Below are 24217 nucleotides of genomic sequence, written 5' to 3'. Positions count from 1 at the left end.
AAGCCTGAGCACTCGCTTGCCGTGTGTCCGCTTCGGCCGTATGGGAGGGGTATGAACGAGATGCTGGTCCCCGAGGACATGGACGGCGCGCGGCTGGACCAGGCCCTGGAACTCCTTCTGCCCGGCAGTTCCCTGCGGGAGCGGCGGCGGGCCTGGGAGGCGGGGGCCGTGCTGGTGGACGGCCGGGCCCGCTCCAAGGGCTTCCGCGTGAGCGTCGGGCAGCGCCTGGTCCTGGCGGCGCGGGAGCGGGGGGAGTCGTCTCCGGTCTTGGGCGTGCGGCTTCTGTCCGTCCAGGGCGACTACGCCGCGCTGTTCAAACCCGGCGGGATGCACAGCGCGGCCATTGCGGGCCGTGACAACCCGAGCGTGGAACGGCTGCTGCCCGAATTGCTGCCCGGGCGCGGGGCCCGGCTCCTGAACCGCCTGGATTTCCTCACCTCCGGCATCGTCCTGGCCGCGCTCACGCCCGAGGCCGCCGCGCGTTACTATGAGCTGGAGGATGCGGGCCGAGTGACCAAGGAGTACCGGGCCCTGGTGCGGGGCTGCCTGGAATGGCCCGTGACCGTGATGAACGCCCTGGATACAGACGGCCGGAAGAAGACGAAGGTGCTGGCGCGTGAGGACGAGAGCCCCCTGCGCTGGACCCGGGCCGAGCCCCTGGAGTACGACGAGGATCACGACCGGACCCTGCTCAAGGTGGTCATCCACAAGGGCGCGCGGCATCAGATCCGGGCCCACTTGGCGCACGTGCTCCTGCCCATCGTGGGCGATCCGCTCTACGGCGGCGGGGAGGGGGAACGGCTCTTCCTGCACCACGGGAGGCTGTCGTTCGAGGGCTTCGAGGTGGCCGTCGAGAGCGGTTTTCCCGTTGCCGGAGGCGGCACGGGGAGGACCATCCCTCAGGATGACGCCTCGAAGAACTGAAGGAGCGCTCATGCTGCTGACGCGCAAAGATCTGGAACTCGCCGTGGACCAGGGCGTTCTCGACGCCGCGCGGGCCGAGGGCCTGTGGGCGTTCCTGCTCCGAAAAAACGCCCAGCGGCCCCAGTTCGACCTCCAGCATCTGCTTTACTACTTCGGCGCCCTGCTCGTCATGGGAGCCATGGGCTGGTTCGTGAACGAGAGCTGGGAGCGCTTCGGCGGGCTCGGCCTGCTGCTCATCGCTCTGGCCTATGCCGGAGTCTTTGCCGCCGTGGGTTGGTGGTTGTGGACCAAGGCCGGGTACCGGGTTCCGGGCGGGCTGCTCGTCACCCTGGCCGTGTGGATGACGCCGTTGGCGATCTACGGCCTGGAGGTGCTCACCGGCATGTGGCCTCAGGGTGTTCCGGGTGCGTTCGCGAAATACCACGTCCTGGTGCGCGGCGGCTGGCTGCTCATGGAGGCGGGAACCGTGCTGGCCGGGCTTCTGGCTCTGCGCTTCTTCCGTTTCCCCTTCCTCACCTTCCCCGTGGCCTTCGCGCTCTGGTACATGTCCATGGACCTGACCCCGCTCTTGTTCGGTCGGACGGAGTTCAGCTGGGACGAGCGGAAGCTCGTCTCGCTCTGCTTCGGCCTGATCGTTCTGGCCGTGACCTACGTGGTGGACCGCCGGACGCGGGAGGACTTCGCCTTCTGGGGCTATCTTTTCGGCCTCATGGCCTTCTGGGGCGGGCTGAGCGCCATGGAGAGCCACAGCGAACTCGGGAAACTCGCGTACTGCGGCATCAACGTGGGCCTGCTCCTCGTCTCCATTCTCGTGCAGCGGCGGGTATTTTTGGTCTTCGGCGCACTGGGCGTGGCCGGATACCTCGGGCATCTGGCCTGGCACGTATTCAAGGATTCCCTGGCCTTCCCCTTTGTCCTGAGCCTCATCGGCCTGCTCGTCATCGCGGCCGGGGTCCAGTACCGCCGTCATGGCGCAGCCCTGGAGCGGGTGGTGTTGGCGGCGTTGCCGGGCTGGCTCCGCGACGGGTTACCGCAGTACCGGCGCGGTTTAGGGGACTGAGGATGGAATGCGGACGGCCTAGTCGCTCTGCTTTCGCTCCAGCAGGTCCACGTAGGCCCATTCCAGCAACTGCGCGGGCTCCACGCCGAGCCGAGTCATAAGGACATGGGCCTCGGCCAGTCCCGCCTCCAATGCCTCGCCTTCGGCCAGCACCACTTCCAATTCCAGGAACTCCCCCAGTCCCTCCACCTGGTCCAGATGGATGCGGGTGCGCCCGGCCAGATACAGGGTGCGGCGCTTGCGCACCCGGCCCGTCACCCCATAGGCCAGGGCCAGGGTTTCACGCAGCGTGTCCGGCGCGCTGGTGGCGCTGATGACGTAGAAGGATTCCTTGGGCCCGGCGCTGTCGGCCCGGCGGTAGAAGATGAGCTGCCCGTCGTTTTCCGCCAGGGCGCGCAGCTTGAGCCGACCGTTGGGGCAGGCGAAGAAGGTGTCGTCCTGCTCAATGGTGAACGGGCCCTGTTCCGCGAGAGCGGCCGCCAGGGGTTCGACCGAGGCGATGTCCGCGACACGGGCCTTGATCTCGACGTTGCGGGCCATGGCGTTTGCCGCCTAGGCCTTTTCGGCGCGCAGGAAGACCATGCCGCGCTCGCTCTCGGTTCTGACGTCCCGGAATCCCAGCCCGGCCAGGGCGGCGCGCACGGCCTCCGGCGCGAGGCGGCACTTGGGGTAGACGCTGGCGGAAAAGATCCATTGGCCGTCTTCCTGGCGGGTGTGCAGGAGGGCGTGCACCTGCACGTGGGTCGTCCCGTACTCCAGGAAGCAGGTGGCCACGCGGGTGTCGTCGGAGCGCACCGGGATGAAGCGCGAGAGGCCTTCCGGCGTGGACGAGGCATAGTCCCGGAAGGACAGGAGCAGGACGCCGCCGGGTTTGAGCAGGCGCGCGGCCTGGGTCAGCAGAGTCCGTGCGGCGTCCTGGTCCGGCAGATGCGTGAGCGTATCGCCCATGCAGAGGACTAGGTCGAAGGTTTCGGTCTCCCGCTCCAGGTGCGCCAGGATGTCCGCGCGCACGGCCTGGATGGGCAGGCCGCCCATTTTTTCCTCCAGCACGGCCAGCAACTCCGCGCAGGAGTCCACGGCGGTCACGGCGTAGCCGGACTCGGCCAGGGGGATGGACTGGTGGCCCGAGCCCGCGCCCAGGTCCAGGGCCGAGGCCCCGGGGGGAGAGGCCGGGGCGAGGCGGCGCAACAGATGGCGGTTGCGCTCCACGGCCGCCTCGAAGCCGCCGCAGAGCCAGTCATAGAACGCGGCCAGATGTTGGGCGTAGTGCTCCTCGACTGCGGGCATGACGTGGTCCTTCAGCAGAGCAGGGCCTTGGCGAAGTCCTCGCCGTTGAACGGCCGCAGATCCTCCATCTTCTCGCCCAGACCCACGAAGGTGATGGGAATGCGGAACTGCAGGGTCACGGCCACCACGACCCCGCCCTTGGCCGTGCCGTCCAGCTTGGTCAGCACAATCTCGTCCACGCCCACGGCCTCGTGGAAGAGCTTGGTCTGGGACAGGGCGTTCTGGCCGGTGGTGGCGTCGATGACCAGGATGCTGCGGTGCGGCGCGCCGGGGTGTTTCTTGTCCAGCACCCGCTTGATTTTTTTCAGCTCTTCCATGAGGTTGGCCTTGGTGTGCAGGCGTCCGGCCGTATCCAGGAGCAGAAGGTCGTAGCCTTCGCTCACGGCCTGGTCCATGGCCTCGAAGGCCACAGCCGCCGGATCGGCTCCGGCCTGCTTGGCGAAGAAGCCCGCGCCCACGCGCTTGGCCCAGATTTCCAGCTGTTCGATGGCCGCGGCCCGGAAGGTGTCGCCCGCCGCGATGAGCACCTTGCGGCCCTGCATCCGTGCGCGGTAAGCCAGCTTGGCGATGGTCGTGGTCTTGCCCACGCCGTTGACCCCGATCATCATGACCACCTCGGGCGGGTTCACGGCCTGGATGCGCTTGGGCGTCTTGAAGATGTCGGCCAGCTCGTCCTTGAGCAGGTCACGGAAGCCGTCGGCCTCGTGGATTCCGGCCTTGCGCACCCGGGCCCGGAGGTTGTCCATGAGCCTGGACGCGGCTTCGAAGCCCACGTCGGCCATGATCAGGATTTCCTCGAACTCCTCCCAGAAGGATTCGTCGATGGCCCTGTTTCCGGCCAGCAGGGTGTCGATGCGCTTGGTGATCTGCTCGCGGGTCTTTGCCAAGCCCTCGGAGAGCTTGAGGAAGAGCCGGTCGCGCTCGTCCTCCTCGTCCTCCAGGTCCAGGGCCAGGGCCAGACGGTATTGCAGCTCGGAGCGGAATTCGTCCACGCCGCTGTAACCCATGGCCGAGAGCCAGGATTCGAAGTCGGCCACGAAGGCTTCGGCCTCGGCCTGGGGCGCGTCCAGGGCCTGGAAGAGGAACAGCAGGCGTTCGCGCAGGAGCGGCCCGGCTTCATGCACCCCCGACAGCACGTGGCCGAGCCAGATCGAAAGCCGGGGTTCGGCCTGGCGCAGGGCCAGGGTCAGGTCGGTGCGCCAACCTTCGCCCGCCGCGGCCTGGGCTGGAGCGGAGCGTTCGACGTGGGCCGGAGCGGGAGCCGCCTCGGTTCTTTCGGGGGTGGGGGCGGTTTCGGCGGGCGCCCCGCCGCGCCAGAGCGTCTTCAGCTTGGAAAAGAATCCCATGGGCATCCTCGGAAAGCAGCGTTCTGGGCCCGGTTGTAGCCCAAGCCGACCGGCCCGGCAACCCGCTGTCTTGCCTTTTGGCCGGGGATATGATTCACCCGGGCATGCGCGTCAGGGTCACCTACATCTTCCACAACTGTTTTCTTCTGGACATAGGTGGTCGGACATTGCTGTTCGACTGCCCGGACGGGAAATATCTCAAGCGGCGGGCCGCCGAAGCCCTTTCCCTGGGGCTGGGAGGCCGTAGGGTGACGGCTTTCGTCTCGCACAGTCACGACGACCACTTCCGCCAGGATCTCGCCGTGGCCTGCGCCGGGGCGGCCTCGGCGGACTTCGTGGTTTCCGACGACGTGGCCGAGATGTACCCGGCGGCCGTGCCCAGGGGGGCGCTCGTGGTCGAGCCGGACGAAGCGTATTCCTTTTCAGGTTTGGCCATCGAAACCTTGATGTCCAACGACCTGGGTGTGGCCTATCTTGTGGAGGTGAATGGCGTGCGGGTCTATTTCGGTGGCGACTTGGCGGCCTGGGTCTGGGAGACGGCCGCCGAGGCCGAGCGGACCTTCACCGCCGAGTTTTTCACCCGGGCCCTGGAACGCATCGCCCGGCGGCCGGTGGACATCGCCTTCACCAACGTGGACCGACGGCTGGCCAATCTCGCCGGAGGGCCGGAATTCGCGCGCACGGCGCGGCCCCGGCTGCTGGTGCCCATGCACGCCTTCGGCCGCACTGCCTGGCTCAAGGAGGTCCGGCCGCTGCTGATGGCCGGAGGATCGGACGTGTTCGTTTACGACAAGCCGGGCCAGACCCTGGAACTGGACCTGGAACCGAGCGGAAATCCCACGTAAGCAAAGGAACGCCACATGCAACGGATCAAGATCATCGCGGCGCTGAATGCGGAGACGCCCCTCACGAACATCATGGTCAAGGGTTGGGTGCGCACCAAACGCGACTCCAAGGGCTTCTCCTTCCTGGAGATCAACGACGGGTCCTGCCTGAAGAACCTTCAGGCCGTCATCGACCACACCCCGGAGATCGTGCGGACCCTGGAAGACATCGGCACGGGAGCGTCCGTGGCCCTGGTCGGCGATCTCGTGCCCTCGCCGGGCAAGGGGCAGAAGTGGGAGCTCAAGGCTCGGAGCGTTGAACTCCTGGGCGCGGCCGATCCCGAGACCTTTCCGCTGCAGAAGAAGCGCCATTCCGACGAATTCCTGCGCACCATCGCCCACCTGCGGCCGCGTACGAACAAGTACGGGGCCATGCTGCGCATCCGCTCGGAGATGTCCTTCGCGGTGCACCAGTTCTTCCGCGACCGGGGCTTCTTCTACGTGCACACGCCCATCCTCACCGGCTCGGATTGCGAGGGCGCGGGCGAGATGTTCCGCGTGACCACCCTGGACCCGGCCCAGTGGGGCGGCAAGAGCGCGGCCGAGCTGAACGCGGCCGACTTTTTCGGCCGCCCGGCCCATCTCACGGTCTCCGGGCAGTTGGAGGGCGAACTGATGGCCCTGGCCCTGGGCGACGTGTACACCTTCGGTCCCACCTTCCGGGCCGAGAACTCCAATACGCCCAAGCATTGCGCCGAGTTCTGGATGATCGAACCGGAGATGGCCTTCGCCGACCTCACCGACGACATGAATCTGGCCGAGGATCTGGTGAAGGCCACGGTGGGCTGGGCCGTGGAGCGTTGCGCCGCGGACCTGGACCTGTTCGCCAACTTCGTGGACAAGGAGCTGCGCCCGACTCTGGAGGGCATCCTCGCCGATCCCTTCGTGCGCCTGCCCTACGCCGAGGCCGTGGAGATTCTCGCCAAGTCCGGCAAGACCTTCGAGTTTCCCGTGGGTTATGGCGTGGATCTCCAGACTGAGCACGAGCGCTACCTCTGCGAGGAGCATTTCAAGCGTCCGGTCATCGTTTACGACTACCCCAAGGAGATCAAGGCGTTCTATATGCGGCTCAACGACGACGACCGCACCGTGGGGGCCATGGACCTGCTCGTGCCGCGCATCGGTGAGCTGGTCGGCGGCAGCCAGCGCGAGGAGCGCCTGGACGTGCTGGAGCGCCGGATCACGGAGATGGGCATGACCCCGGAGCAATACAGCTGGTACCTGGATATTCGGCGGTTCGGCTCCGCGCCTCACGCGGGCTTCGGCCTGGGCTTCGAGCGCCTGCTCATGCTCGTCACGGGCATCTCCAACATCCGCGACGTGATTCCCTTCCCGCGTACTCCCGGTCACCTGGAATTCTAGGAGGCCCGCCTCCCGCCAAACGAAAAGCGCCGGACGCCGCAAGGGGCGTCCGGCGCTTTCGCCTGTCCTGGGGCGCGGGTTCAGAGCGGGAAGCAGACGCGCGGCTCGCTCGACTGTTCCACGCAGCGCGGCAGGCGGCAGAAGGCCGCCGAGTCCTCGCGCATGTCGTCCTGCCAGGCGATGACGTCGGCCATGGTGATGTTGTCCAGGGTGTCGAACAGGGCGCGGCTGGCCTCGGACCAGAGACGCTGCGCCGGGCAGCCCTGGGTGCGCTGGCAGGGCACGCAACGGGTGCCGGGGTTGGCGCAGTCCGTGAGAGCAGTCTTGCCCTCCAGGACGCGCACCAGTTCTCCGGCGGTGATCTCGTGCTGGAAGCGGGCCAGGAGGATGCCGCCGCGACAGCCGCGGACGCTTTTGAGGATGCCCGCCTCGCGCAGACTGATGATTATTTTTTCCAAATACTTGTGTGAAATGTTCTGGCGCAGGGCGATATCCGAGACCTTCACCGGTCCGTCGGCCTGATGCAAGGCCACGTCGAGAACGATGCGGACGCCGTAGCGGCTTCGCGTGGACAGGTGCATGGCGATCGCCTCCTGTCTCTGAACGTTGGCGCGGGAGAGAAGCCGGGGGGCGGGACGGCCCCGCCCCCCGGGGTTGAGACTACTTGCGGATGTGGCACTCGCCGCAGGCGACGGGGCCCTTCTTTTTTTCCGTATGGCAGGTGATGCACTGCTTGTGGTAGGCGCGCATGAGCGAGGTGGTCTTGCCCGTGGGCTTGACCTTGTGGCATTCGGAGCAGGGGGTGCCCTCGCTACCGGTGGTCTTGTCCTGACGGCCGTTCTCGCCGCTGTGATGGCAGACCAGACAGTCCTCGATCTGGGCCTTTTCGTTGTGGGCGTTGTGGTCGAAGGGAACCGCCGGACGCTGGAGCGTGCCGAAGGCCTCCGACTTGATCTCCTTGAGATCGTCCTGGGCGGCGACCCGCAGGGCCGGGACCAGCACCCAGAGAGCCAGCAGGGCGACAATCGTGGTTTTCTTCATATGGTTTCTCCCCCTCGCCCTAACTCGGCTTTTCCATGCACTCGTAGATGATGTCGCCGAGGAACTTGATGTCCATGCCCAGCTTGTAGCGGTGGACCGTATCTTCCAGGCCGCCGTGGCAGTTGTGGCAGGGAGCCACGATGGTCTTCACGCCGGTGGCTTTCAACTCTTCGGCCTTGGCCTTGCTGCCGGCCAGACGGACGTTCTTGAACGGCGGGCCGCAGTTGATCACGCCGCCGCCCGCGGTGCAGCAGATGGCATGCTCGCGGTTGGAGGCCATCTCGACGATGTCGCCGTCGATGAGGAAACGGACCAGTTCGCGGAGCTTCTCGTGGTGGCCGCGACCGCGGACCACGTTGCAGGGGTCATGCACCGTGACTGGGCCGGGGTATTTCTTGGCCAGTTTGATCTTGCCCTGCTTCATGAGTTCCCAGAAGAACTCAATGGAGTGGATGACCGGAACCGGATACATCTTCCAGGCCACCCAGCGGTTGCCCATGTCGTAGACCGAGCGGAAGGCGTGGCCGCACTCGCCCATGACGATGCGCTTGACCTTGAGCTTCTGGGCGGATTCGAAGTGACGGCGCTTGAGGCGGCCCATCATCTCGAAGTCGCCGGTGAACATGCACATGTCCGAGTTGTCCCATCCGGGTTCGGAGGGCATGGTCCAGTCCACGCCGGCGGCGGTGAAGATGGCCGCCGCTTGGTAGATGAGTTGGGTGCGGAACTTGGGCTCGGGCGCGATGACCGAGTAGTAGATGTCCGCCCCCTCCTTGTCCAAGGGGATGCGCAGGCTCGGGAATTCGTCGCGGGCCTCGTCCTCCTGCCACTGGAGCGTGTCGATCCACTCGTCGTCCTTGACCCACATCTGGTTGAAGGTGGCCGAATGGCTGTGGGCCGTGTCCTGGATGTATTGCGGCGTGACGCCGAGCTTGTGGCAGATGCGGCGCACCGTGCTCATGATGTAGCCGGTGTCGATGCCCACGGGGCAGAAGTGCACGCAACGACGGCAGAGGTTGCATTCGGTGTAGGCGATCTGGGCCATGCCGTAGATGAAGTCCGGGCTGACCCGGCCTTTCTTCTTGAGCAGCACGGCCATGGTCTGCTGCACCTTGCCCACGGGCGAGTAGCTGGGGTCGCCGTCGTGGGAGAGGTAGAAGTGGCAGGCCTCGGAGCAGAGTCCGCAACGCATGCAGATCTCGTTGTAGGCCGCCAGGCGCGCGCCGGTCTCGCCTTTGAGGACGGCCTGCACCACCTGCTCGATTTTATCCTCGGTGAGGCGCTTGACCCCCTCCCGGAGGCCGACGTCCTCGATGAGTCTGTCTTGGATTCCCATGTATTTCCTCCTCCTTCAGGAGCTTACCAGTCCTTGACCCGACGGACGCCGCCGAACTCCGAGCCCATGTAGGCGCGCGTGAACACGGCGAAGAGCATGTGCGAGAGCCGCGTGAACGGGATGGCCGCCAGCATGATCTCGCCGGTCAGGATGTGCAGGATGACCATGGTCTGGTAGTTGAATATCTGATGGTAGGCCAGGATGCCGGTGAGGAAGGGCAGGACCGCGATGACCAGGATGAGCCAATCCTGGCAGGTGGTCACGTAGCGGACTTCCTTCTGGAACAGCCGCCGTCCGGCGAAGACCAGACCGCCCGCCACCACGATCATGCTCATGATGTCGGTGACGTTTTCGCGGAACACGGGATACTCCACGCCGAAGAACTGATCCCAGAGGGCCACGTGGGCCAGGAGGAAGATCGGCGCCAGCACCAGGCAGATGTGGAAGGCGAAGGTCGCCACGGTCATCACCGGGTTCCTGCGCCAGCCCAGGGCGTTGAAGGGAATGAGCCAGTTGATGATCGAGCGCAGGGAGAAGCCCCAGCTCATATAGGCCAGGGAGGGACCGTCCTTCTTCTTGGCCAGGATGTACATGATGGCCAAGCGGTAGATGGAACCCACGATGAAGATGCCCCAGGCCAGCCAGGCCAGGGGTCCGGTGACCAGGTTGTAGATCTCGTGCATGGCTTCCTCCCCTAGAAGTCCGCGGCCTGGGCCACGATTCGGAGGTATTTGCCGCCGTCGCGGGCGCGGATGAGCACCTTGGAGCCGTCGGGGCTGAAGGCAGGTTCCCAGACCTGTTCGAAGTCCCGCTTGTAAGGCTTGCCGTCGAGCAGGACGTTCTGGCGGCCCTTGCGTTCGACCTTGGCGGCCACGCGGGCGCCGTCCGGGCTGAAGACCGGTTTCCAGGCCATGTCGAAGACGCCGTTCCAGGGCCGGCCGTCCACGACCACCTGCCAGTCGGCGTTGTACTCGTTGGCCAGGGCCGCGGCGCGCTTGCCGTCGGCGGAAAGCGTCAGGTCGGTCACCACCGGGAAGGTGGCGGCCCAGGGCTTGGCGTTCACGGCCACGGTGAATTTGCCGTAGCCCGTGGCCACGATGGCGGCGATGGTCTTGCCGTCGCGGCTGAAGGCCTGCTGCCAGCACTGGGCGAAGACCGGCTCCCAGATGATCTGGCCGTCCTGGGCCAGGCCCCAGGAACCGGCGATGCGCACCGGCGCGACCACCGCGCCGGAGGCCGGATTGAAGCGCGGTTCCCAGACGCAGGCGTACGTCTGCTTCCAGGTCTCTCCGTCCACGGCGATGCCGTAGTCGTAAAGATTGAGGCGAACCTGGGCGGCCACGCGGCTACCCGAGGCGTCGAAGGTCGGCGTATAGACGTTGACGAAGGTGCGTTCCCAGGGCTGGCCGTTGATCGCCACTGAGAACACGCCGCGCTGGAAGGCGGCGAGATCCGCCGCCGCCATGGACTGCATCTGGACCACCGCGGCGGTGGCCTGGCCGTCACGGCTTAGGGTGAACTGGTTGGCGTTTTCGTAGAGGGTTTCCCACGGAGCGCCGTCGATGCAGAGACCATACTCGCCGTCCTGCTGGATGGCCGCGGCGATGACCGAACCGTCGGCCGAGAACATGGTGGACCAGAGGTAGGCATAGTTCTCGGGCCAGGCTTCGCCGTCCACGGCCAGGGTCCATTCCCCGTCCTGCTGCACGATGGAGGTCAGCCGCCCGTCAGGGCTGAAGCGCGGGTTCCAAATCTTGTCGAACGTGGCCTCCCAGGGGGTTCCGTTCACGCAAAGGGTGAAAAGGCCGTCGTCCAGGCGGACGATCGCCCCGAATTTCTCGCCGTCGGGCGAGACATGGGGCTCCTCCTGCCATTCATGCGGCGCCGGACAGGCAGTGGAATCCAGCACCACTCGCTCACCAGGCTGCCAGTCCCATGAGGAAGCAGGGTGCAGCATAGGGCCTCCTTGACTCAATTGAGGTTGGCGCACCGGTCGATGCGGGTGACCGGTACGCGGGCACGCGAAAAAGAGAACTTACCACGTTTCATGAATGATACAAGATATTGATATACTTATTTAATACTGTGACACTAACATCTTTTTCGTATTTTGAAAAGAGGGATTCGGCAAAAAAAAGGCCAGCGTCCGAATCATGGATTTTTTTACTACGGTATACGCCGCCGTTGTTCATTCCCGACTAATTTAGTATGTCTTCATACTTATTCGGACAAAAGAGGTATGCTTTACTCGAACCAAAAAAGTGGTGACAATGCAAACTGATATGAGATAGCATACAAGAGCGTTTCGGTAGGCAATGCAGTTGAGGCCCGGCGGTGTCTCGGGGACGTCCGGCCGGGCGTCGAGGACGGTCTGGGCGTCGTCTGAAAAAGTGCAGCCGGTGGAGGCGGGCGGGAATCATGCGGGGCATTCCGAAGCTGGTGCGGCAGAGCCTGACCGCCAAGCTCATCATCTCCACGGGGCTCGGCCTGCTCCTGAGCATCGCGGGGCTGTCCTACTTGGCCATCGTGCATCAGGAGGAACAGCTCATGGGCTACATGGTGGCCGAGGCCGACCGCCTGGGCACGACCATCAAGCTCGGTACGCATTACGCCATGATGCTCAACTCCCGCGAGGACATCCAGCAGATCATCGCCAACATCGGCCGGCAGAAGGACATCCTGGCCCTGCGCATATACAACAAGGCCGGAGAAATAAAATATTCCAACGTGGAGCGGGAGATCGACACCCGCACCAACATCGAGGCCGAGGCCTGCCACGTCTGCCACCGCGCCTCGCCGCCGTTGTCCTCTTTGGCCCTGGACGAGCGCATCCGGGTTTTCGAGAATTGGGACGGCACACGCCTCATGGGCATCCTGGACCCGGTCTACAACGAGCCGGGCTGCACCGAGGGCTGCCATTACCACCCATCGGACAAGAAGATCCTCGGGGCCATCGACGTGGTCGTCTCCCTAGAGGATCTGGATCGCGAGGTGGCGCTCTTCAAGAACCGCATCATCGGTTTCACGGCCGTGGTCTTCCTGGCCCTGGCCTCGGTGATCTACATCTTCATGCTGCGGTTCGTGATCCGGCCTATCCGCAAGCTCATCGTGGGCACCCAGCTCATCGCCAAGGGCGGAGAGTGTTCCCGCATCGACATCGACCACGAGGACGAGATGGGGCAGCTGGCCAAGTCCATCACGGATATGGGCCGGGACATCAGCAACAAGCAGATCGAACTGAATCGCCAGAAGGATGAGTACCAATATCTCTTCTCGCATGTGCCCTGCATCATCACGGTGCAGGACCGCAACTTCCGGCTGCTGCGCTACAACTTGGAGTTCAAGGAGAAGTTCAAGCCGAAGAACGCGGACTTTTGTTATCACGCCTACAAGGGGCGCAACGAGAAGTGTCCCAACTGCCCTGTGGAGCTGACCTTTCAGACCGGTCGCTCGTACTGCAGCGAGGAGTCGGGGCCGGACGCCGACGGTCGCATGCGGCATTGGCTGGTGACGACCTCGCCGGTGCGTAACGCCGAGGGCGAGATCGTGGCGGCCATGGAAATGAGTCTGGACATCTCCTCGCGCAAGCAGTTGGAGCAGAAGCTCGAACGCTCCGAGCGCAAGTACTTGGCCATCTTCAAGAACACGCCCAACCCGCTATTCGTGCTTGACGCCGAAACCCTGAACGTCCTGGACTGCAACGAGTCCGCCCAGGCCATCTACGGTTTCGAGAAGAATGAGCTGGTGGGTACCTCCTTTCTGGAATTCTGGCGCGAGGAGGAGCGCGAGGCCACGGCGGATCTGCTGCGTCAGGCCCGTGTCTTGGATCGGGCCAAGAACGTCATCAGGGACGGCCGCAGCATCTACGTGACCGTGCGCGTCTCGCCCTCGGAGTATTCGGGCCGCAAGGTCTTGCTCGTGACCACCAGCGACATCACCAAACGCCTGGAGACCGAGCAGCAGCTCATTCAGGCCTCGAAGATGGCCACCCTCGGCGAGATGGCCACGGGTGTGGCCCATGAGCTGAACCAGCCGCTTTCGGTGATCAAGACCGCCAGCAGCTTCATCGCCCGCAAGATCAGCCGCAAGGAGCCCATCGACGAGGAAATTTTGGGCACCATGGCCCGTGAGATCGACAGTCATGTGGACCGGGCCACCAGGATCATCAACCATCTTCGGGAGTTCGGCCGTAAGCCTGAGATGAGCCTGGAGCCGGTGCGGGTCAATGAAGTCCTGCGGCGGGCCTTCGACATCTTCAGCCAGCAGCTCAAGTTGCGCGAGATCACCGTGGACTGGCGGCTGGACGAGAGCCTGCCGCCCATCAAGGCCGACCCGGGGCGGCTGGAGCAGGTTTTCATCAACATGCTCATCAACGCCCGCGACGCCATTGAGGAAAGGTGGGCCGGGACCACGGCCCCGCCGGGCGGAAAGCGGATCACGATCACTTCGCGGAGGATCTCCGGCGGTGTGCGGGTGGAGGTCGAGGACACGGGCCGGGGCATTCCCCGGGGCATCCTGGACAAGATCTTCGAGCCGTTCTTCACCACCAAGAAGGTCGGCAAGGGCACGGGCCTCGGATTGTCCATCAGCTACGGGATCATCAAGGACTGCGGGGGGACCATCCGCGCCGAGTCCGTGGAAGGGGAGTGGACCCGCTTCGTGATGACTTTCCCGGAATGGAAGAACGAAGGGGAGAGGCATGGATAGGAATCTGCTGCTGGTGGATGACGAAGAGGGCATCCGCACGGTGCTCTCCCTGTCCCTGGCCGACGCCGGGTACGTGGTGCATACGGCCCGCACCGGCGAGGAAGCCCTGGCCGTCTTCGACCGGGTTCGGCCGGGGGTGGTGCTCACGGACATCAAGATGCCCGGCATGGACGGCATCGAGCTGCTGGAGCGGCTCAAGAAGCGCGACCCGGACGTGGAGGTGATCATGATCACCGGCCACGGCGACATCGATTTGGCCATTCAGAGCATTCAGCGCGAGGCCGCCGACTTCGTGACCAAGCCCGTCAACGACGCGATTTTGGAGATCGCTCTGAAGCGGGCCCGCGAGCGGAGCCATCTTCGGCGCCAGTTGCGGGAGTACACGACCAACCTGGAGCGGATGGTCGAGGAGAAGTCGCGAGCACTGGTGCGCGCCGAGCGGCTGGCGGCCGCCGGGCAGGCCGCGGCGGGCATGGCCCACGCCATCAAGAACATCGCGGGCGGGCTGGAGGGCTGTATCTTTCTCCTGGAGCAGGGGCTCAAACAGGATCGCCGGGTCTACCTGGAGCAGGGGTGGGAGATGCTCAAGGCCAACGTGGAGAAGATCAAGGATCTCTCCCTGGCGCTGCTGGACTACTCGCGGCCGGAGGAACTTCATTTCCATCCCACCGATCCCGCCGGTCCCCTGGAGGAGATCGCCGCCCTGATGCGTGCGCGGGCCCGGGAGCAGGGCGTCGATCTGGTCCTGGACAAGGCTCCGGGTATGTCTCAGGCTCTCTTGGACCCCGAGGCCATGCACCGCTGCTTGCTCAATCTCGTGGTCAACGCCCTGGACGCCTGCGCCGAGCGCGGGGAGCGGCCCGAGCCGTGTCGGGTGGAACTGCGGGTGGAGCCGGACGCGGGGGGAGGGGTGCGCTACGTTGTTCGGGACAACGGACCTGGCATGGACGCGGACACCGTGGACATGCTCTTCACGGTGTTTTTCAGCACCAAGGGCGGCCGCGGCACGGGGCTGGGTCTGGCCGCCAGCCGGAAAATCGTCGAACAGCACGGCGGGGTTCTGGAGGTGGAGTCCGCGCCGGGGCGAGGAACGACCTTCACTGCGAGGCTGCCACGCCCGGAAACCCTTCGGGGGAGCGGTTCGACGGGGATGTAGAAAAAAGCGGCCCGGGAGCTTCTTGACGCGTTTTTTGTTTTGGAATATTGGGCCAGGAAAAGTATACCTTTTTTATAGGATTTTGCTGATGGACATGGTGGAGTTGCAACCGGACGGCCGCATGATGGAGCGCGGCAGGCCCATCGGGGATGATCCGCTGCCGTTCTTCAGCAATTCCGTTCAACTCAATCCGGGATTCACGCTCCGCAGTTTCTTTCTCCTGCTCAAGCGTTATCCCGAATTGCCGCGCGTCAATAGGTTTTTCCCGGGCATGCTGGAACGTTACGGCTCCTGGCCGGAACGGGATTGCCGGCCCGCCGGCCTGGATTGGCTGCAACTGACCAGGACCGTGGAAATGGTCGGGTTTCCGGGCAAGCCGCGCCTGGACATCTACCATGCGTTCCACGGCATGGCCGCCGGCGAGGCGCTGGAGATCAAGTCCTATCAGCTGGAACATCTGCTGGACGTGCCGGTCCGCCTGGGTGGTTTGCGGCACGTCGTGTTCGGCGACAAGGTCAATGTCTTCGTCTTCGAGACGACATACACCCTGTTCGACGTGCTGGAAGGAATCGGCTGGCAGCTCGCGTTTCATGGAACACCAACCGAATGCTCCTTAAGGAGGTAGCCTCATGTTCGAGAAGATTCTGTTCGCCACCACGGCGTCCCCGACCTGCGACGACGCGGCCAAGGTCGCTTTTGAGCTGTCCCGCAAGAATCATTCGCGACTTTCCGTGTTCCATGTCTTCGGTCTGCCCTCGCGCGGATTCGGGCTCGAATATCGGGACGTCCGCACTGGGGAGCGCGTGGAGGGCGACGAGAACCTCGTCGGTTTGGTCCTGGAGGAGATGAAGCAGTATTATGAGAAGCAGGCCAAGGATCACCCCAGCGCCGCCTTCGAGGCCCTGGTGGGCGAGCCGCACACCGAGGTCCTGCGCAAGGCCCGCAAGGATGACGTGAATCTGATCATCATGGGCGCGCACAACCGGCCCGAGGACATCGGCGCTTCCCGGCACCGGGCCATCGCCGGCAGCACCATGCAGAAGGTGGCCAAGTCCGCCCGCTGCCCCGTGCTCATCGTCAGCCGTCCCTGTGTGACCTGCTGGTCCTACTTCGCCAACATCGTCGTGGCCACGGACTTCTCCAAGGCCTCGGACTACGCCTTCCAGTTCGCCCGCAACGTGGCCGCCGACATCGGCTGCACCCTGCACCTCTTCCACTGCGTGGACCTGAGCGCGGAGAACGAACTGCACGCGCCCAACCAGGCCGCCATCGAGGCCAAGGTGCGCGAGGCCGAGGAGAAGATGCAGGCCAAGTACGTGGCCAACATGGGCGAGTTCGACAACTTCACGGTCACCATCCGCGAGGGCACGCCCCACGTGGAGGTTCTGAAGTTCGCCCGTGAGAGCAAGGCCGACCTCGTGGTCATGGCCCACCACACCCGCGAGGTGGATCCGGAGAAGGCCCTGCTGGGCAGCACCGTGGAGCAGGTTGTCCTGCGCTCGGCTTGTCCGGTGCTCAGCGTGAACCACCCCGACAAGGTGGACGTCACGCCCTACGGCGCCCGTCCCGGTTCGGACTAGGCTCGGCCGGGAGAGTGGAATGACGCGGCCTGCGGTGCTCGTCGTGGATGACGAAATGCATCTGCGCATCTTCATCGGCGCGGTGTTCGAGAGCGCCGGCTTCAGGCCGGTGCTTGCCCGCGACGGCGAGGAAGGTCTGCGCAAGGCCCGCGAGGAGGCCCCGGTCCTCATCAGCCTGGATCTCATGATGCCGGGCGACGGCGGCATCCGCATGTTCCGTGAACTCAAGGCCGACGAGCGGTTGAGCCGTGTGCCGGTGATGATCGTCTCGGCGGTGGGCGGACCGACCTTCGAACATGCCCTGGAAACGTTGCGGGCCGCCACCGGCGGCCCGCTGCCCGGGCCCGAGGCGTATGTGGAGAAGCCGCCGAAGCCGGAGGCCCTGCTGGCCGCGGCCGAACGGCTGCTCAGGGGAAACGGCTGACGGTCCGCGCGGGCGGCCCGTCGGCAGATGTTGAGGGACACAACCCAAAAGGGGGACATCATGGCGAAGAAGATCATGGTCGTGGACGACGACCCGGCCATCGTCGAGTACCTCGTCTCCGTGTTCAAGGACAACGGCTACGAGACGTGCAGCGCCTCGGACGGCGAGGCGGCCCTGGGCGTGCTGGAGAAGGAGAAGCCCCAGCTCATCACCCTGGACCTGGAGATGCCCAACGAGTGGGGCCCCCGGTTCTATCGCAAGTACACCCAGAAAGACGAGTACAAGGACATTCCGGTGATCGTGATCAGCGGTCTGGCGGGCATCCATCTGGCCATCCGCAAAGCCGTGGCCACAGTGAACAAGCCTTTCGATCCCCAGGAAGTCCTGAGGATCGTCGAACAGACCATCGGCAAGCCGTAAGGCTGGGACCGGGCGCCGCCCCGGTCCCGACGGGGCCGGAGCGGCCCCTCTCCTCGAAGATTACCCTACCGTTTCAATGAGGTATTCCGCCATGCGACATTGCCCCCCGCGCGCGGCGGAGAGATCCGGTCCAGGCGGGGGCGGAGCCGCGACCCATGGTTGATTCCCTTCTGCTCGTCGACGATGAAGACGGCATCCGCCGCGTGGTGGCCATCACCCTGGCCGACATGGGCTATGAGGTCTTCACCGCAGCCAGCGGCGAGGAGGCCATGCGCGTCTTCCGTGAACACCACCCGCCGATAGTCATCACGGACATCCGCATGCCCGGCATGAGCGGCATCGATCTTCTGCGGGCCGTCAAGCTGGAGTCCCCGGACACCGAAGTCATCATGATCACCGGCCACGGCGACCTGGACGTGGCCATCGAGAGTCTCAAACTTTCGGCCGCGGACTTCATCAATAAGCCCGTGAGCCCGGAGGTTCTTGAGATCGCCTTGCGTCGCGCCACCGAGCGCATCGAGATGCGCGCCAAGATGCGCGAATACACCGAGAACCTGGAACGCCTGGTCCAGGAGCAGGCCTCGCGCATCGTGGATTACGAGCGCCAGAAGGCCGCCGGACAGGTGATGGAGGGGCTGACCCAGGCCCTGCAGGGGCTCTCCCGGGATTTCGCCGGCGACATCCGGTTCTTCAACGATCTTCCGAGTTTCGTCTCCCTGCACGACCGCCATGGAACGGTCCTCTCCGTGAACCGCTATTACAAGGACCGTCTCGGCGACAAGGTCGGGCTGGGCAGTTGGGAAGTCTACAAGAACGGGACCGACGCCCCCGACGGTTCGCCGGTGGCCCGCACCCTGGCCACGGGTCAGAGTCAGCACTCCCGCGAGGTGGTGGTCTGCGTCAACGGCAACGACCATCCCGTCATGGTGCATACCGTGCCCATCCGGGGGGCCAACGGCGAGGTGGAACTGGTTCTGGAAATTTCCGGAGATGTGGGTGAGGTTCGCCGTCTCCAGGATGAGCTTCGCAACACCCAACAGCTCTATCGTCAGCTTTTCGACGAAACCCCCTGCGCCATCGCCCTGGTCAACCCGGACCTGACCATCGCCGCGGCCAATCGTCGCTTCCGCAAGGAATTCGGGGAACATGAGGGCGCGCTGTGCCACCGCGCCTGCCACGGCCGCAACGACCCCTGCCCGGAGTGCCCGGCGCTGCTGACTTTCAAGGATGGCCAGTCCCATCGCCTGGAGACCCAGTTCCTGACCTGCGGCGGCGGACGCATCAACGCCCTGGTCTGGACCGCGCCCATCCGCGATGCCCAGGACCGCGTGGTCCAGGTTCTGGAACTGGCCGCCGACATTACCGAGGTCCGCCGTCTTCAGGAGCACCTGACCTCCCTGGGCATGCTCATCGCCTCGCTCTCGCACGGCATCAAGGGACTGCTCACGGCCCTGGACGGAGCCATGTACAAGGTCAATTCCGGCTTGGCCAAGGGCGACCAGACGCGCCTGACCGAAGGTTGGGAGTCCGTGACCCAGCTCGTCGGCCGCATCAAGGGCATGGTCATGGACATCTTGTTCTGGGCCCGCAAGCGGGATATGAATATTCAGGATCTGGACGTCGCCGAACTCCTGGGAGGGGTGGCCGATTCCGCCGGTCCCAAGGCCGAGAAGCTCGGCGTGTCCTTCGTCCGCGAGTTTCAGAGCGGGCTGGGCCGTCTGGTGGGCGACCCCTCGGTCCTGGCCCCGGCCTTGGTCAATCTCCTGGAGAACGCCGTGGACGCCTGCGTCCAGGACACGGCCAAAAAAGAGCACCGGGTGGTGTTTCGGGCCTATCGCAAGGACGAGGATCTGGTGGTGGAAGTGGAGGACAACGGTATCGGCATGGACCGCGAGACCCTGGAAAAGCTCTTCAGCGTCTTCTTTTCCACCAAGGGCTCCAAGGGCACCGGGCTCGGGCTGTTCATCGTCCGCAAGGCCGTGGATCAGCACGGCGGCGACATCGAGGCCGACTCCGAGCAAGGCAAGGGCTCCATCTTCCGGGTCTTCCTGCCGCTCTCGGAATGCGCATGACCCTGGAGCGCGAAGTCCGGGCGCGCGACGGCGTCCGGCTCGTGCTGGACGAGCGGGGGCGCGGCGATCCCCCGTTGCTTCTGATTCACGGCAACAGTTGCGACGCCGCGTTTCTGACTCCCCAGAGCGAGTATTTTTCCCCCCGTCATCGCGTCATCGTCCCGGACCTGCGCGGCCACGGACGCAGCGACAAGCCCGAAGGGCCCTTCGACTTCAAGACCCTGGTCGGCGACCTCGCGCTGATCTGCAAGGAATTGGATCTGCGTGGGCTGGTGGCCGTGGGGCATTCCCTGGGCGGAGCCCTGGCCGTGCGTCTGGCCGCGTTCCGGCCCGATCTGGTGGCCGGGGTCGTGGCCCTGGACTCCCGGCTGCTGCCGCCGCCGGACCTGGATCTCTGGCTGCCGGGTCTGCGCGACCGGCTGCGGGCCGAGTCCTCGCCCCTGGCCGCCCGGGCCTTCTTTGACTCCATGTTCACGCCCGAGGCCGATCCCGGGGTGCGGGAGTGGGTGTTGTCCCGGGTGGAGGAGACACCGCGGCGCGTGCTCCTGGCCCTGATCGAACTCTACGCCGACCCAGGCTACGAGCAGGCCCTTCGCGACCTGCGTTGTCCGCTGCTCTGCGTTTCCGCCGATCACCCGCGTGTGGATTCACGCGCCCTCCGCCGTCTCGTGCCCGGTGTGGTCCAGGCCCAGGTTGCTTGCGGCGGACATTTCCTGACTCTGGAGGTGCCTGAGCAGGTCAACGTCATGATCGAGCGCTTTCTGCGGATCAAGCTGGCCGTCTCCTGATTCCGACAATCCCTCTCGTTGCGGAAGACATTGATTTCATTGGTCGAGGCCTCTTGACCCAGGCGCGGCGAGTGCGCATGATGGGAGCAAAGACGGTTGGGGGCGGCTCCGGTCATGACGGTTTCTGGCGCGCGTGTTTTGAGCGGCTTTCTTGCCGTGGTTCTGCACGGTGCGGCCTGCATGTCCCTGGGATTCACCCTGGCGATGCCCTGGTGGCTCTCCAGGTCCAGGCCCGTGCTGGAGCTTGATCTGCGCGAGGTGGTCAGCGTCGAACCCGCCCAGGCTCCCGCGCCGCCGCCTTCCTCGAATATCGTCGAGGTGCGTAAAAGGGCCCCGGCGACTCCCGCGCCGCCAGTGGTCCGACCCGCGTCTCCTCCTCCGCCGGAGGCGGCCCGGGCCAAGGCGCCGGTTCGGCGTACGCCGCCAGCGCAGCCCCGGCCTCTCAAGACCGCGCCGCCCGTCGCGGCTCCGGCGGCAGCCCCGCCCAAGCCCATCAGCGAACACAAGACCGAGGTGCCGCCGCGCAACGCGGACCCGGAGTTGGAGGAGTTCGCCCAGAGTGGCGGCTATGTTCATCCCGAGGCCCCGGATTACCTCAGGCACGGGGCCGAGAGCCGCTTCGGGCATGTGCTCGGCTACTACACCTACACCATCGAACAGTACGTGGGGCAGTACACCTACGACGACGGGCAAAGCAGCGTGACCATCATCGACGCCCGGGACACGCCCTACAAATGTCTTCTGTTCTACGACTCGAAGACTGGGATATTCAGAAACCTCAAACAATTCGGGCGCTACATCTATTCCTATGGCCCGGCCTTCGGCGAGGACGAGCCCGTGGTGGGCACGATCATCTTCCTGGCCAACGGCGACGACATCAGCCGGGTCATCTGGATGCACGGCGGCAGACAGGCCGCCCAGTTCCCGAACAAGATATTCTTCAGCGAGCGGGCCGTGACCTTTTCACGGGGATTCACGGACCTCTCAGGCACACTCATCGTGCCTCCCGGCGAAGGACCGTTTCCCGCCGTGGTCTGGCTGGCCGGGAGTCAATGCCGTCCGCGCAAGCTGTCGGAGGGTGTGGCCCGGCAGTTGGTTGCCCAGAACGTGGCGGTGCTCTTGTTCGATCCGCGCGGGTGCGGAACCTCGGAGGGAAAGTCCGGCGGGGACGCGGACTTGGCCGAGGACGCCCTGGCTGCCGTGGCCTTCCTGCGCCGCCAGGAAAGGATCGACCCGAAGCGCGTGGGCATCTTCGGACGGGACGAGGGAGTGTCGGCGGCTCTGGACGCCTGTCGGGCCGGGCGCAAGGCCCCGAACTTCTTGGTCCAGGCGGTCGTCGCCCAGGATGCGGCGCCGCGGCCCGCCGTGCTGAGCGAATCGTCCCTGCGCGCGCTCTCCATTCCTTCGCTTTGGCTGTTCAGCGGCCCGGACCCCAGGCGGATATGGAGCGAAGACTTGGCCCTGCTGGAGAGCGCGCCGCCGTATGGCTTGGCCCGTGTTCTTCTCCTGCCCGAGGAGGACATCCCGCCCGAGGACGCCCCGGCATGGGCCCGGGACGCCGTTCGGCTGGAGCGGATGACTTCCGGGTTCGCCCGGTTCGCTGGGCCCTGGATCGGTGAGCGGTGAGTGCTCAGACAAGGGGAATGTGTAGTTCCGTGACCAAGTCCTCGGGCGCGGTGCTTTTGGGATCGTTGCGGTAGATCTCGAAGCCGGGCGCGTCGCGCAACATCCTTCCGCTTTGCGGCAGCCAGCCGCCCATGAGCGCGGCGTAAGTCTTTTCCAGATTCTCGTAGGGCCCGCGGTGGGTGGTCACGGCGTAGTCCCCGCCCGGGATGGTCTGAACCGTGATTTGTCCCTCTGAGCAGACGTCCGGACCCACGGGGATGGAGGCGTCGTAGCGGATGGCCTCCGGCCCGGTGGCCTGGGGATCGTCGTAGCAGATGCCGATGAACAGCGTGGCCGGGGTCAGCAAACCGCGCGGCCCGGCCCAGGCGCAGAGGGCGATCCAGGCCACCTCCACTTCTTTGTAGGGGCCGAGGTGGCGCACGCTGGCCACACGGCGTTCGGGAAGCGTTTCGATACGAACGTCCATGAGGATTTCTCCTTTTGGGATGAAGGTGAAGCCCAAGGGCAGACCACCCGGATGGTAGCGGACCCCGGACGGAGCGGTGGGGAACATTGGAGTGTGGCGTTTTCGGAGGCATTCGGAGGGAGCGCTGCCGAAGGCGCGGCGGAAGGCCCGGCTGAACGCCTCAGGGCTTTCGTAGCCCGAGTCCATGGCCGCGTTCGTGACCGAGGTTTCCTGGCGGGTCAGGCGATGGCAGGCCCGTTCCAAGCGGATGCGGCGCACCTGGTCCATGAGGGTCTCGCCGAGCATGCCTTTGAAGACGCGGTGGAAATGCGAGGGCGAGACATGGGCCAACGCGGCCAGATCGGCCAGTTCCAGAGGTTCGTCCAGATGCTTCTGGATATGGACCAGGATGCGCTGGATGCGCTGGTGGTAGGATTCACGGGTATTCTGCCGCATCACGATGTCACCCTATCTGGGCCGGATGCGGCCCACCTGACCGTTTTTCTCATTTTCCCCGCTTTCCCATGATTTCGCGTCGAGTGGTCTCTGGTAGCTTCTCCACGGCGATGCGCAGGGCCACGCGGGCCATTTGCTCCCGCCGGGAGAGCAGATAGTCGCGCATCGGCCCGGGCTGGCGCCGTCCGGCCTCCTTGAGCAGCCAGCCCAAACCCTTGCGCACCAGATCGTCGGAGTCCGGGAGCAGGGTGTCGACTCGGGCCAGGATGGACCGCAGCTCTCCGGCTTTGGCCAGGGGAATGAAGGCCACAGCCGCGCCCCGGCGTAGCCAGCGGTTGGGCGAGGCGATCCAGGCTTCGGTGCGGGGGCGCACCTCCTTATAATGAAGGAGCAGGGATCCGATGGCGTGGGTGCAGAGGTCGTCGCAGTGGCCCAGTTGGATACGTGGCGACCGAGCCAGTCCTCCAACTCCGGGAAGTCCTCCCGGCCGAGGTGGCGTTCGGGCCGGGCCGCCAGCTTGCAGGCCAGACTGCCTTCCTCCATCACACCCAGTCGCCCAGAGGGCCCGACAGAGCTCCCAGACGCACGGAGTGTCCCAGTCCCGGACGAGGCGGGCGACTTCGGCCGCCAGCCGGTTCACCTGGGCCGCGCGCACACCCAAGGGGTTGATGGTTTCTTTGAAGAAGGCCCGGCAGCCATCCCGGTAGGGGATGTCCACCTGCTCCAGAAGGCGGGCGCGGATGAGGGAGAGAAGGTTGGTCATGAAGACTCCTCGATGGATCGGGACGTACGCCCCGGGAAAAAGACCTGTTTCGAGTGCGGAAGCGGGCGCATTGTGTGTCTTAAAAAGTGAATATCATCAATGTATTGCGCGTCAAGAAAAACTTTTTTGCATTTCGTTGGGATTTTCCCTTGACCCTTCGACGGTATTTGCCTAGAAACACCCTTCGCCGCTGAGGACGAGCTCGCGAGGGCGCAACGGCGGCGAAATGATCTTTGAGACTCGGATGCGAAAAAACGGTTGACAGGGAGTGAGGGGAAAGCGTACATACACTTTCCCGCACGACGGGAGGCCGTTTTGAGCGGTCAGGGATCTTTGACAATTAAATAGCGAGTTGGGCGAATTTAAAAGACCACGTTTCTTGTGACGTGGATCAACTCGAAAGTTTCAACTGGAGAGTTTGATCCTGGCTCAGATTGAACGCTGGCGGCGTGCTTAACACATGCAAGTCGTGCGAGAAAGGTTCCTTCGGGGACTGAGTAGAGCGGCGCACGGGTGAGTAACGCGTGGGTGACCTACCCA

General features: G+C 64.9%; 23 protein-coding genes and 1 rRNA gene. 14 read left to right on the top strand and 10 right to left on the bottom strand.

What is annotated here, in order from left to right; all coding sequences use genetic code 11:
• Positions 1–51 precede the first annotated feature (51 nt).
• Both H587_RS17760 and H587_RS0107905 read left to right on the top strand, forming a co-directional pair.
• On the top strand, positions 52–924 hold the full coding sequence (locus H587_RS17760; protein ID WP_084630527.1) for an RluA family pseudouridine synthase: 873 nt from the start codon (positions 52–54) through the stop codon (positions 922–924).
• Between the two features lie 10 nt (positions 925–934).
• Entirely contained in the window at positions 935–1984 is a 1050-nt protein-coding gene (locus tag H587_RS0107905) for a DUF2157 domain-containing protein (protein WP_027175814.1), read from the top strand.
• An 18-nt stretch (positions 1985–2002) separates the two neighbouring features.
• Here the strand turns inward: H587_RS0107905 and H587_RS0107900 are convergent, their stop codons facing one another.
• From H587_RS0107900 to ftsY, 3 genes are read right to left on the bottom strand one after another with little or no spacing between them, the layout of a single operon-like run.
• The gene (locus H587_RS0107900) at positions 2003–2524 is read right to left on the bottom strand and encodes a class IV adenylate cyclase (RefSeq protein ID WP_027175813.1); all 522 of its coding nucleotides are present in this window, start codon (positions 2522–2524) and stop codon (positions 2003–2005) included.
• A 12-nt stretch (positions 2525–2536) separates the two neighbouring features.
• Positions 2537–3271, bottom strand: coding sequence for a class I SAM-dependent methyltransferase (locus H587_RS0107895; protein WP_027175812.1), 735 nt, complete (start codon positions 3269–3271; stop codon positions 2537–2539).
• Positions 3272–3282: 11 nt separating this feature from the next.
• Positions 3283–4617 carry a signal recognition particle-docking protein FtsY gene (ftsY, locus tag H587_RS0107890; RefSeq protein WP_027175811.1) on the bottom strand — a complete coding sequence of 445 codons (1335 nt, stop codon included), beginning with the start codon at positions 4615–4617 and terminating at the stop codon, positions 3283–3285.
• A 104-nt stretch (positions 4618–4721) separates the two neighbouring features.
• On the opposite strand from ftsY, the gene H587_RS0107885 reads away from it, so the two are divergent.
• Complete coding sequence (locus H587_RS0107885; RefSeq protein ID WP_027175810.1) at positions 4722–5462, top strand: MBL fold metallo-hydrolase; 741 nt, start codon at positions 4722–4724, stop codon at positions 5460–5462.
• Positions 5463–5477: 15 nt separating this feature from the next.
• Positions 5478–6863 carry an asparagine--tRNA ligase gene (asnS, locus tag H587_RS0107880; RefSeq protein ID WP_027175809.1) on the top strand — a complete coding sequence of 462 codons (1386 nt, stop codon included), beginning with the start codon at positions 5478–5480 and terminating at the stop codon, positions 6861–6863.
• A gap of 80 nt (positions 6864–6943) precedes the next feature.
• On the opposite strand, the gene H587_RS17755 is transcribed toward asnS, so the two are convergent.
• From H587_RS17755 to tmcD, 5 genes are all read right to left on the bottom strand, one after another.
• Positions 6944–7444, bottom strand: coding sequence for an RrF2 family transcriptional regulator (locus tag H587_RS17755; protein ID WP_084630525.1), 501 nt, complete (start codon positions 7442–7444; stop codon positions 6944–6946).
• Between the two features lie 79 nt (positions 7445–7523).
• Positions 7524–7904 (bottom strand): acidic tetraheme cytochrome c3 TmcA, encoded by a 381-nt coding sequence (gene tmcA / locus H587_RS0107870; protein WP_027175808.1) that lies wholly within the window; start codon positions 7902–7904, stop codon positions 7524–7526.
• A 19-nt stretch (positions 7905–7923) separates the two neighbouring features.
• A complete protein-coding gene (tmcB, locus tag H587_RS0107865; protein ID WP_027175807.1) occupies positions 7924–9240 on the bottom strand; it encodes an electron transfer complex ferredoxin TmcB in 1317 nt (438 codons plus the stop codon).
• Positions 9241–9263: 23 nt separating this feature from the next.
• Positions 9264–9923 (bottom strand): TmcC family electron transfer complex membrane anchor subunit, encoded by a 660-nt coding sequence (gene tmcC / locus H587_RS0107860; protein ID WP_027175806.1) that lies wholly within the window; start codon positions 9921–9923, stop codon positions 9264–9266.
• Positions 9924–9934: 11 nt separating this feature from the next.
• Positions 9935–11197, bottom strand: a complete 1263-nt coding sequence (gene tmcD, locus H587_RS0107855; RefSeq protein WP_027175805.1) for an electron transfer complex subunit TmcD — start codon at positions 11195–11197, stop codon at positions 9935–9937.
• 461 nt (positions 11198–11658) lie between these two features.
• Here tmcD and H587_RS0107850 point away from each other — a divergent pair, with 461 nt between their 5' ends.
• The 9 genes from H587_RS0107850 (at position 11659) to H587_RS19605 (ending at position 22013) form a co-directional block, all read left to right on the top strand.
• Positions 11659–13947: a PAS domain S-box protein gene (locus H587_RS0107850; RefSeq protein ID WP_027175804.1), complete on the top strand. Its 2289-nt coding sequence runs from the start codon at positions 11659–11661 to the stop codon at positions 13945–13947.
• Complete coding sequence (locus H587_RS0107845; RefSeq protein ID WP_027175803.1) at positions 13940–15103, top strand: sensor histidine kinase; 1164 nt, start codon at positions 13940–13942, stop codon at positions 15101–15103. Before H587_RS0107850 ends, H587_RS0107845 begins: the two co-directional genes overlap by 8 nt.
• A gap of 88 nt (positions 15104–15191) precedes the next feature.
• Entirely contained in the window at positions 15192–15728 is a 537-nt protein-coding gene (locus tag H587_RS0107840) for a hypothetical protein (RefSeq protein WP_027175802.1), read from the top strand.
• A 4-nt stretch (positions 15729–15732) separates the two neighbouring features.
• A complete protein-coding gene (locus H587_RS0107835; protein WP_027175801.1) occupies positions 15733–16683 on the top strand; it encodes a universal stress protein in 951 nt (316 codons plus the stop codon).
• Between the two features lie 19 nt (positions 16684–16702).
• The gene (locus H587_RS0107830) at positions 16703–17107 is read left to right on the top strand and encodes a response regulator (protein ID WP_027175800.1); all 405 of its coding nucleotides are present in this window, start codon (positions 16703–16705) and stop codon (positions 17105–17107) included.
• A gap of 60 nt (positions 17108–17167) precedes the next feature.
• A complete protein-coding gene (gene divK / locus H587_RS0107825) occupies positions 17168–17527 on the top strand; it encodes a DVU0259 family response regulator domain-containing protein (protein WP_027175799.1) in 360 nt (119 codons plus the stop codon).
• Between the two features lie 155 nt (positions 17528–17682).
• Positions 17683–19599, top strand: coding sequence for a hybrid sensor histidine kinase/response regulator (locus H587_RS17750; RefSeq protein ID WP_034608852.1), 1917 nt, complete (start codon positions 17683–17685; stop codon positions 19597–19599).
• On the top strand, positions 19596–20387 hold the full coding sequence (locus H587_RS0107815; RefSeq protein WP_027175798.1) for an alpha/beta fold hydrolase: 792 nt from the start codon (positions 19596–19598) through the stop codon (positions 20385–20387). Before H587_RS17750 ends, H587_RS0107815 begins: the two co-directional genes overlap by 4 nt.
• A 138-nt stretch (positions 20388–20525) precedes the next feature.
• Entirely contained in the window at positions 20526–22013 is a 1488-nt protein-coding gene (locus tag H587_RS19605) for an alpha/beta hydrolase family protein (protein ID WP_156904484.1), read from the top strand.
• A gap of 4 nt (positions 22014–22017) precedes the next feature.
• Here the strand turns inward: H587_RS19605 and H587_RS0107805 are convergent, their stop codons facing one another.
• Together H587_RS0107805 and H587_RS0107800 are read right to left on the bottom strand one after the other, a co-directional pair.
• A complete protein-coding gene (locus tag H587_RS0107805; RefSeq protein WP_027175796.1) occupies positions 22018–22914 on the bottom strand; it encodes an AraC family transcriptional regulator in 897 nt (298 codons plus the stop codon).
• A gap of 49 nt (positions 22915–22963) precedes the next feature.
• A complete protein-coding gene (locus H587_RS0107800) occupies positions 22964–23677 on the bottom strand; it encodes a DNA alkylation repair protein (RefSeq protein WP_027175795.1) in 714 nt (237 codons plus the stop codon).
• A gap of 406 nt (positions 23678–24083) precedes the next feature.
• Between H587_RS0107800 and H587_RS0107795 the strand changes: the two genes are divergently transcribed.
• Positions 24084–24217: ribosomal RNA gene (locus tag H587_RS0107795) — 16S ribosomal RNA — on the top strand; the annotation flags it as partial.

The sequence above is a fragment of the Desulfovibrio aminophilus DSM 12254 genome (assembly GCF_000422565.1).
Classification (GTDB): Bacteria; Desulfobacterota; Desulfovibrionia; order Desulfovibrionales; family Desulfovibrionaceae; genus Aminidesulfovibrio; species Aminidesulfovibrio aminophilus.
The sequence above is the reverse complement of the archived record's forward strand: the minus strand, read 5'-3'. Positions and strand labels throughout refer to the sequence as shown.

What these genes read in the sequence shown, in the direction of transcription:
- H587_RS17760 (WP_084630527.1), top strand. Translation starts at nt 52, where the DNA reads ATGAACGAGATGCTGGTCCCCGAGGACATGGACGGCGCGCGGCTGGAC.
- H587_RS0107905 (WP_027175814.1), top strand. Translation starts at nt 935, where the DNA reads ATGCTGCTGACGCGCAAAGATCTGGAACTCGCCGTGGACCAGGGCGTT.
- H587_RS0107900 (WP_027175813.1), bottom strand. Translation starts at nt 2,524, where the DNA reads ATGGCCCGCAACGTCGAGATCAAGGCCCGTGTCGCGGACATCGCCTCG.
- H587_RS0107895 (WP_027175812.1), bottom strand. Translation starts at nt 3,271, where the DNA reads ATGCCCGCAGTCGAGGAGCACTACGCCCAACATCTGGCCGCGTTCTAT.
- ftsY (WP_027175811.1), bottom strand. Translation starts at nt 4,617, where the DNA reads ATGGGATTCTTTTCCAAGCTGAAGACGCTCTGGCGCGGCGGGGCGCCC.
- H587_RS0107885 (WP_027175810.1), top strand. Translation starts at nt 4,722, where the DNA reads ATGCGCGTCAGGGTCACCTACATCTTCCACAACTGTTTTCTTCTGGAC.
- asnS (WP_027175809.1), top strand. Translation starts at nt 5,478, where the DNA reads ATGCAACGGATCAAGATCATCGCGGCGCTGAATGCGGAGACGCCCCTC.
- H587_RS17755 (WP_084630525.1), bottom strand. Translation starts at nt 7,444, where the DNA reads ATGCACCTGTCCACGCGAAGCCGCTACGGCGTCCGCATCGTTCTCGAC.
- tmcA (WP_027175808.1), bottom strand. Translation starts at nt 7,904, where the DNA reads ATGAAGAAAACCACGATTGTCGCCCTGCTGGCTCTCTGGGTGCTGGTC.
- tmcB (WP_027175807.1), bottom strand. Translation starts at nt 9,240, where the DNA reads ATGGGAATCCAAGACAGACTCATCGAGGACGTCGGCCTCCGGGAGGGG.
- tmcC (WP_027175806.1), bottom strand. Translation starts at nt 9,923, where the DNA reads ATGCACGAGATCTACAACCTGGTCACCGGACCCCTGGCCTGGCTGGCC.
- tmcD (WP_027175805.1), bottom strand. Translation starts at nt 11,197, where the DNA reads ATGCTGCACCCTGCTTCCTCATGGGACTGGCAGCCTGGTGAGCGAGTG.
- H587_RS0107850 (WP_027175804.1), top strand. Translation starts at nt 11,659, where the DNA reads ATGCGGGGCATTCCGAAGCTGGTGCGGCAGAGCCTGACCGCCAAGCTC.
- H587_RS0107845 (WP_027175803.1), top strand. Translation starts at nt 13,940, where the DNA reads ATGGATAGGAATCTGCTGCTGGTGGATGACGAAGAGGGCATCCGCACG.
- H587_RS0107840 (WP_027175802.1), top strand. Translation starts at nt 15,192, where the DNA reads ATGGACATGGTGGAGTTGCAACCGGACGGCCGCATGATGGAGCGCGGC.
- H587_RS0107835 (WP_027175801.1), top strand. Translation starts at nt 15,733, where the DNA reads ATGTTCGAGAAGATTCTGTTCGCCACCACGGCGTCCCCGACCTGCGAC.
- H587_RS0107830 (WP_027175800.1), top strand. Translation starts at nt 16,703, where the DNA reads ATGACGCGGCCTGCGGTGCTCGTCGTGGATGACGAAATGCATCTGCGC.
- divK (WP_027175799.1), top strand. Translation starts at nt 17,168, where the DNA reads ATGGCGAAGAAGATCATGGTCGTGGACGACGACCCGGCCATCGTCGAG.
- H587_RS17750 (WP_034608852.1), top strand. Translation starts at nt 17,683, where the DNA reads ATGGTTGATTCCCTTCTGCTCGTCGACGATGAAGACGGCATCCGCCGC.
- H587_RS0107815 (WP_027175798.1), top strand. Translation starts at nt 19,596, where the DNA reads ATGACCCTGGAGCGCGAAGTCCGGGCGCGCGACGGCGTCCGGCTCGTG.
- H587_RS0107805 (WP_027175796.1), bottom strand. Translation starts at nt 22,914, where the DNA reads ATGCGGCAGAATACCCGTGAATCCTACCACCAGCGCATCCAGCGCATC.
- H587_RS0107800 (WP_027175795.1), bottom strand. Translation starts at nt 23,677, where the DNA reads ATGACCAACCTTCTCTCCCTCATCCGCGCCCGCCTTCTGGAGCAGGTG.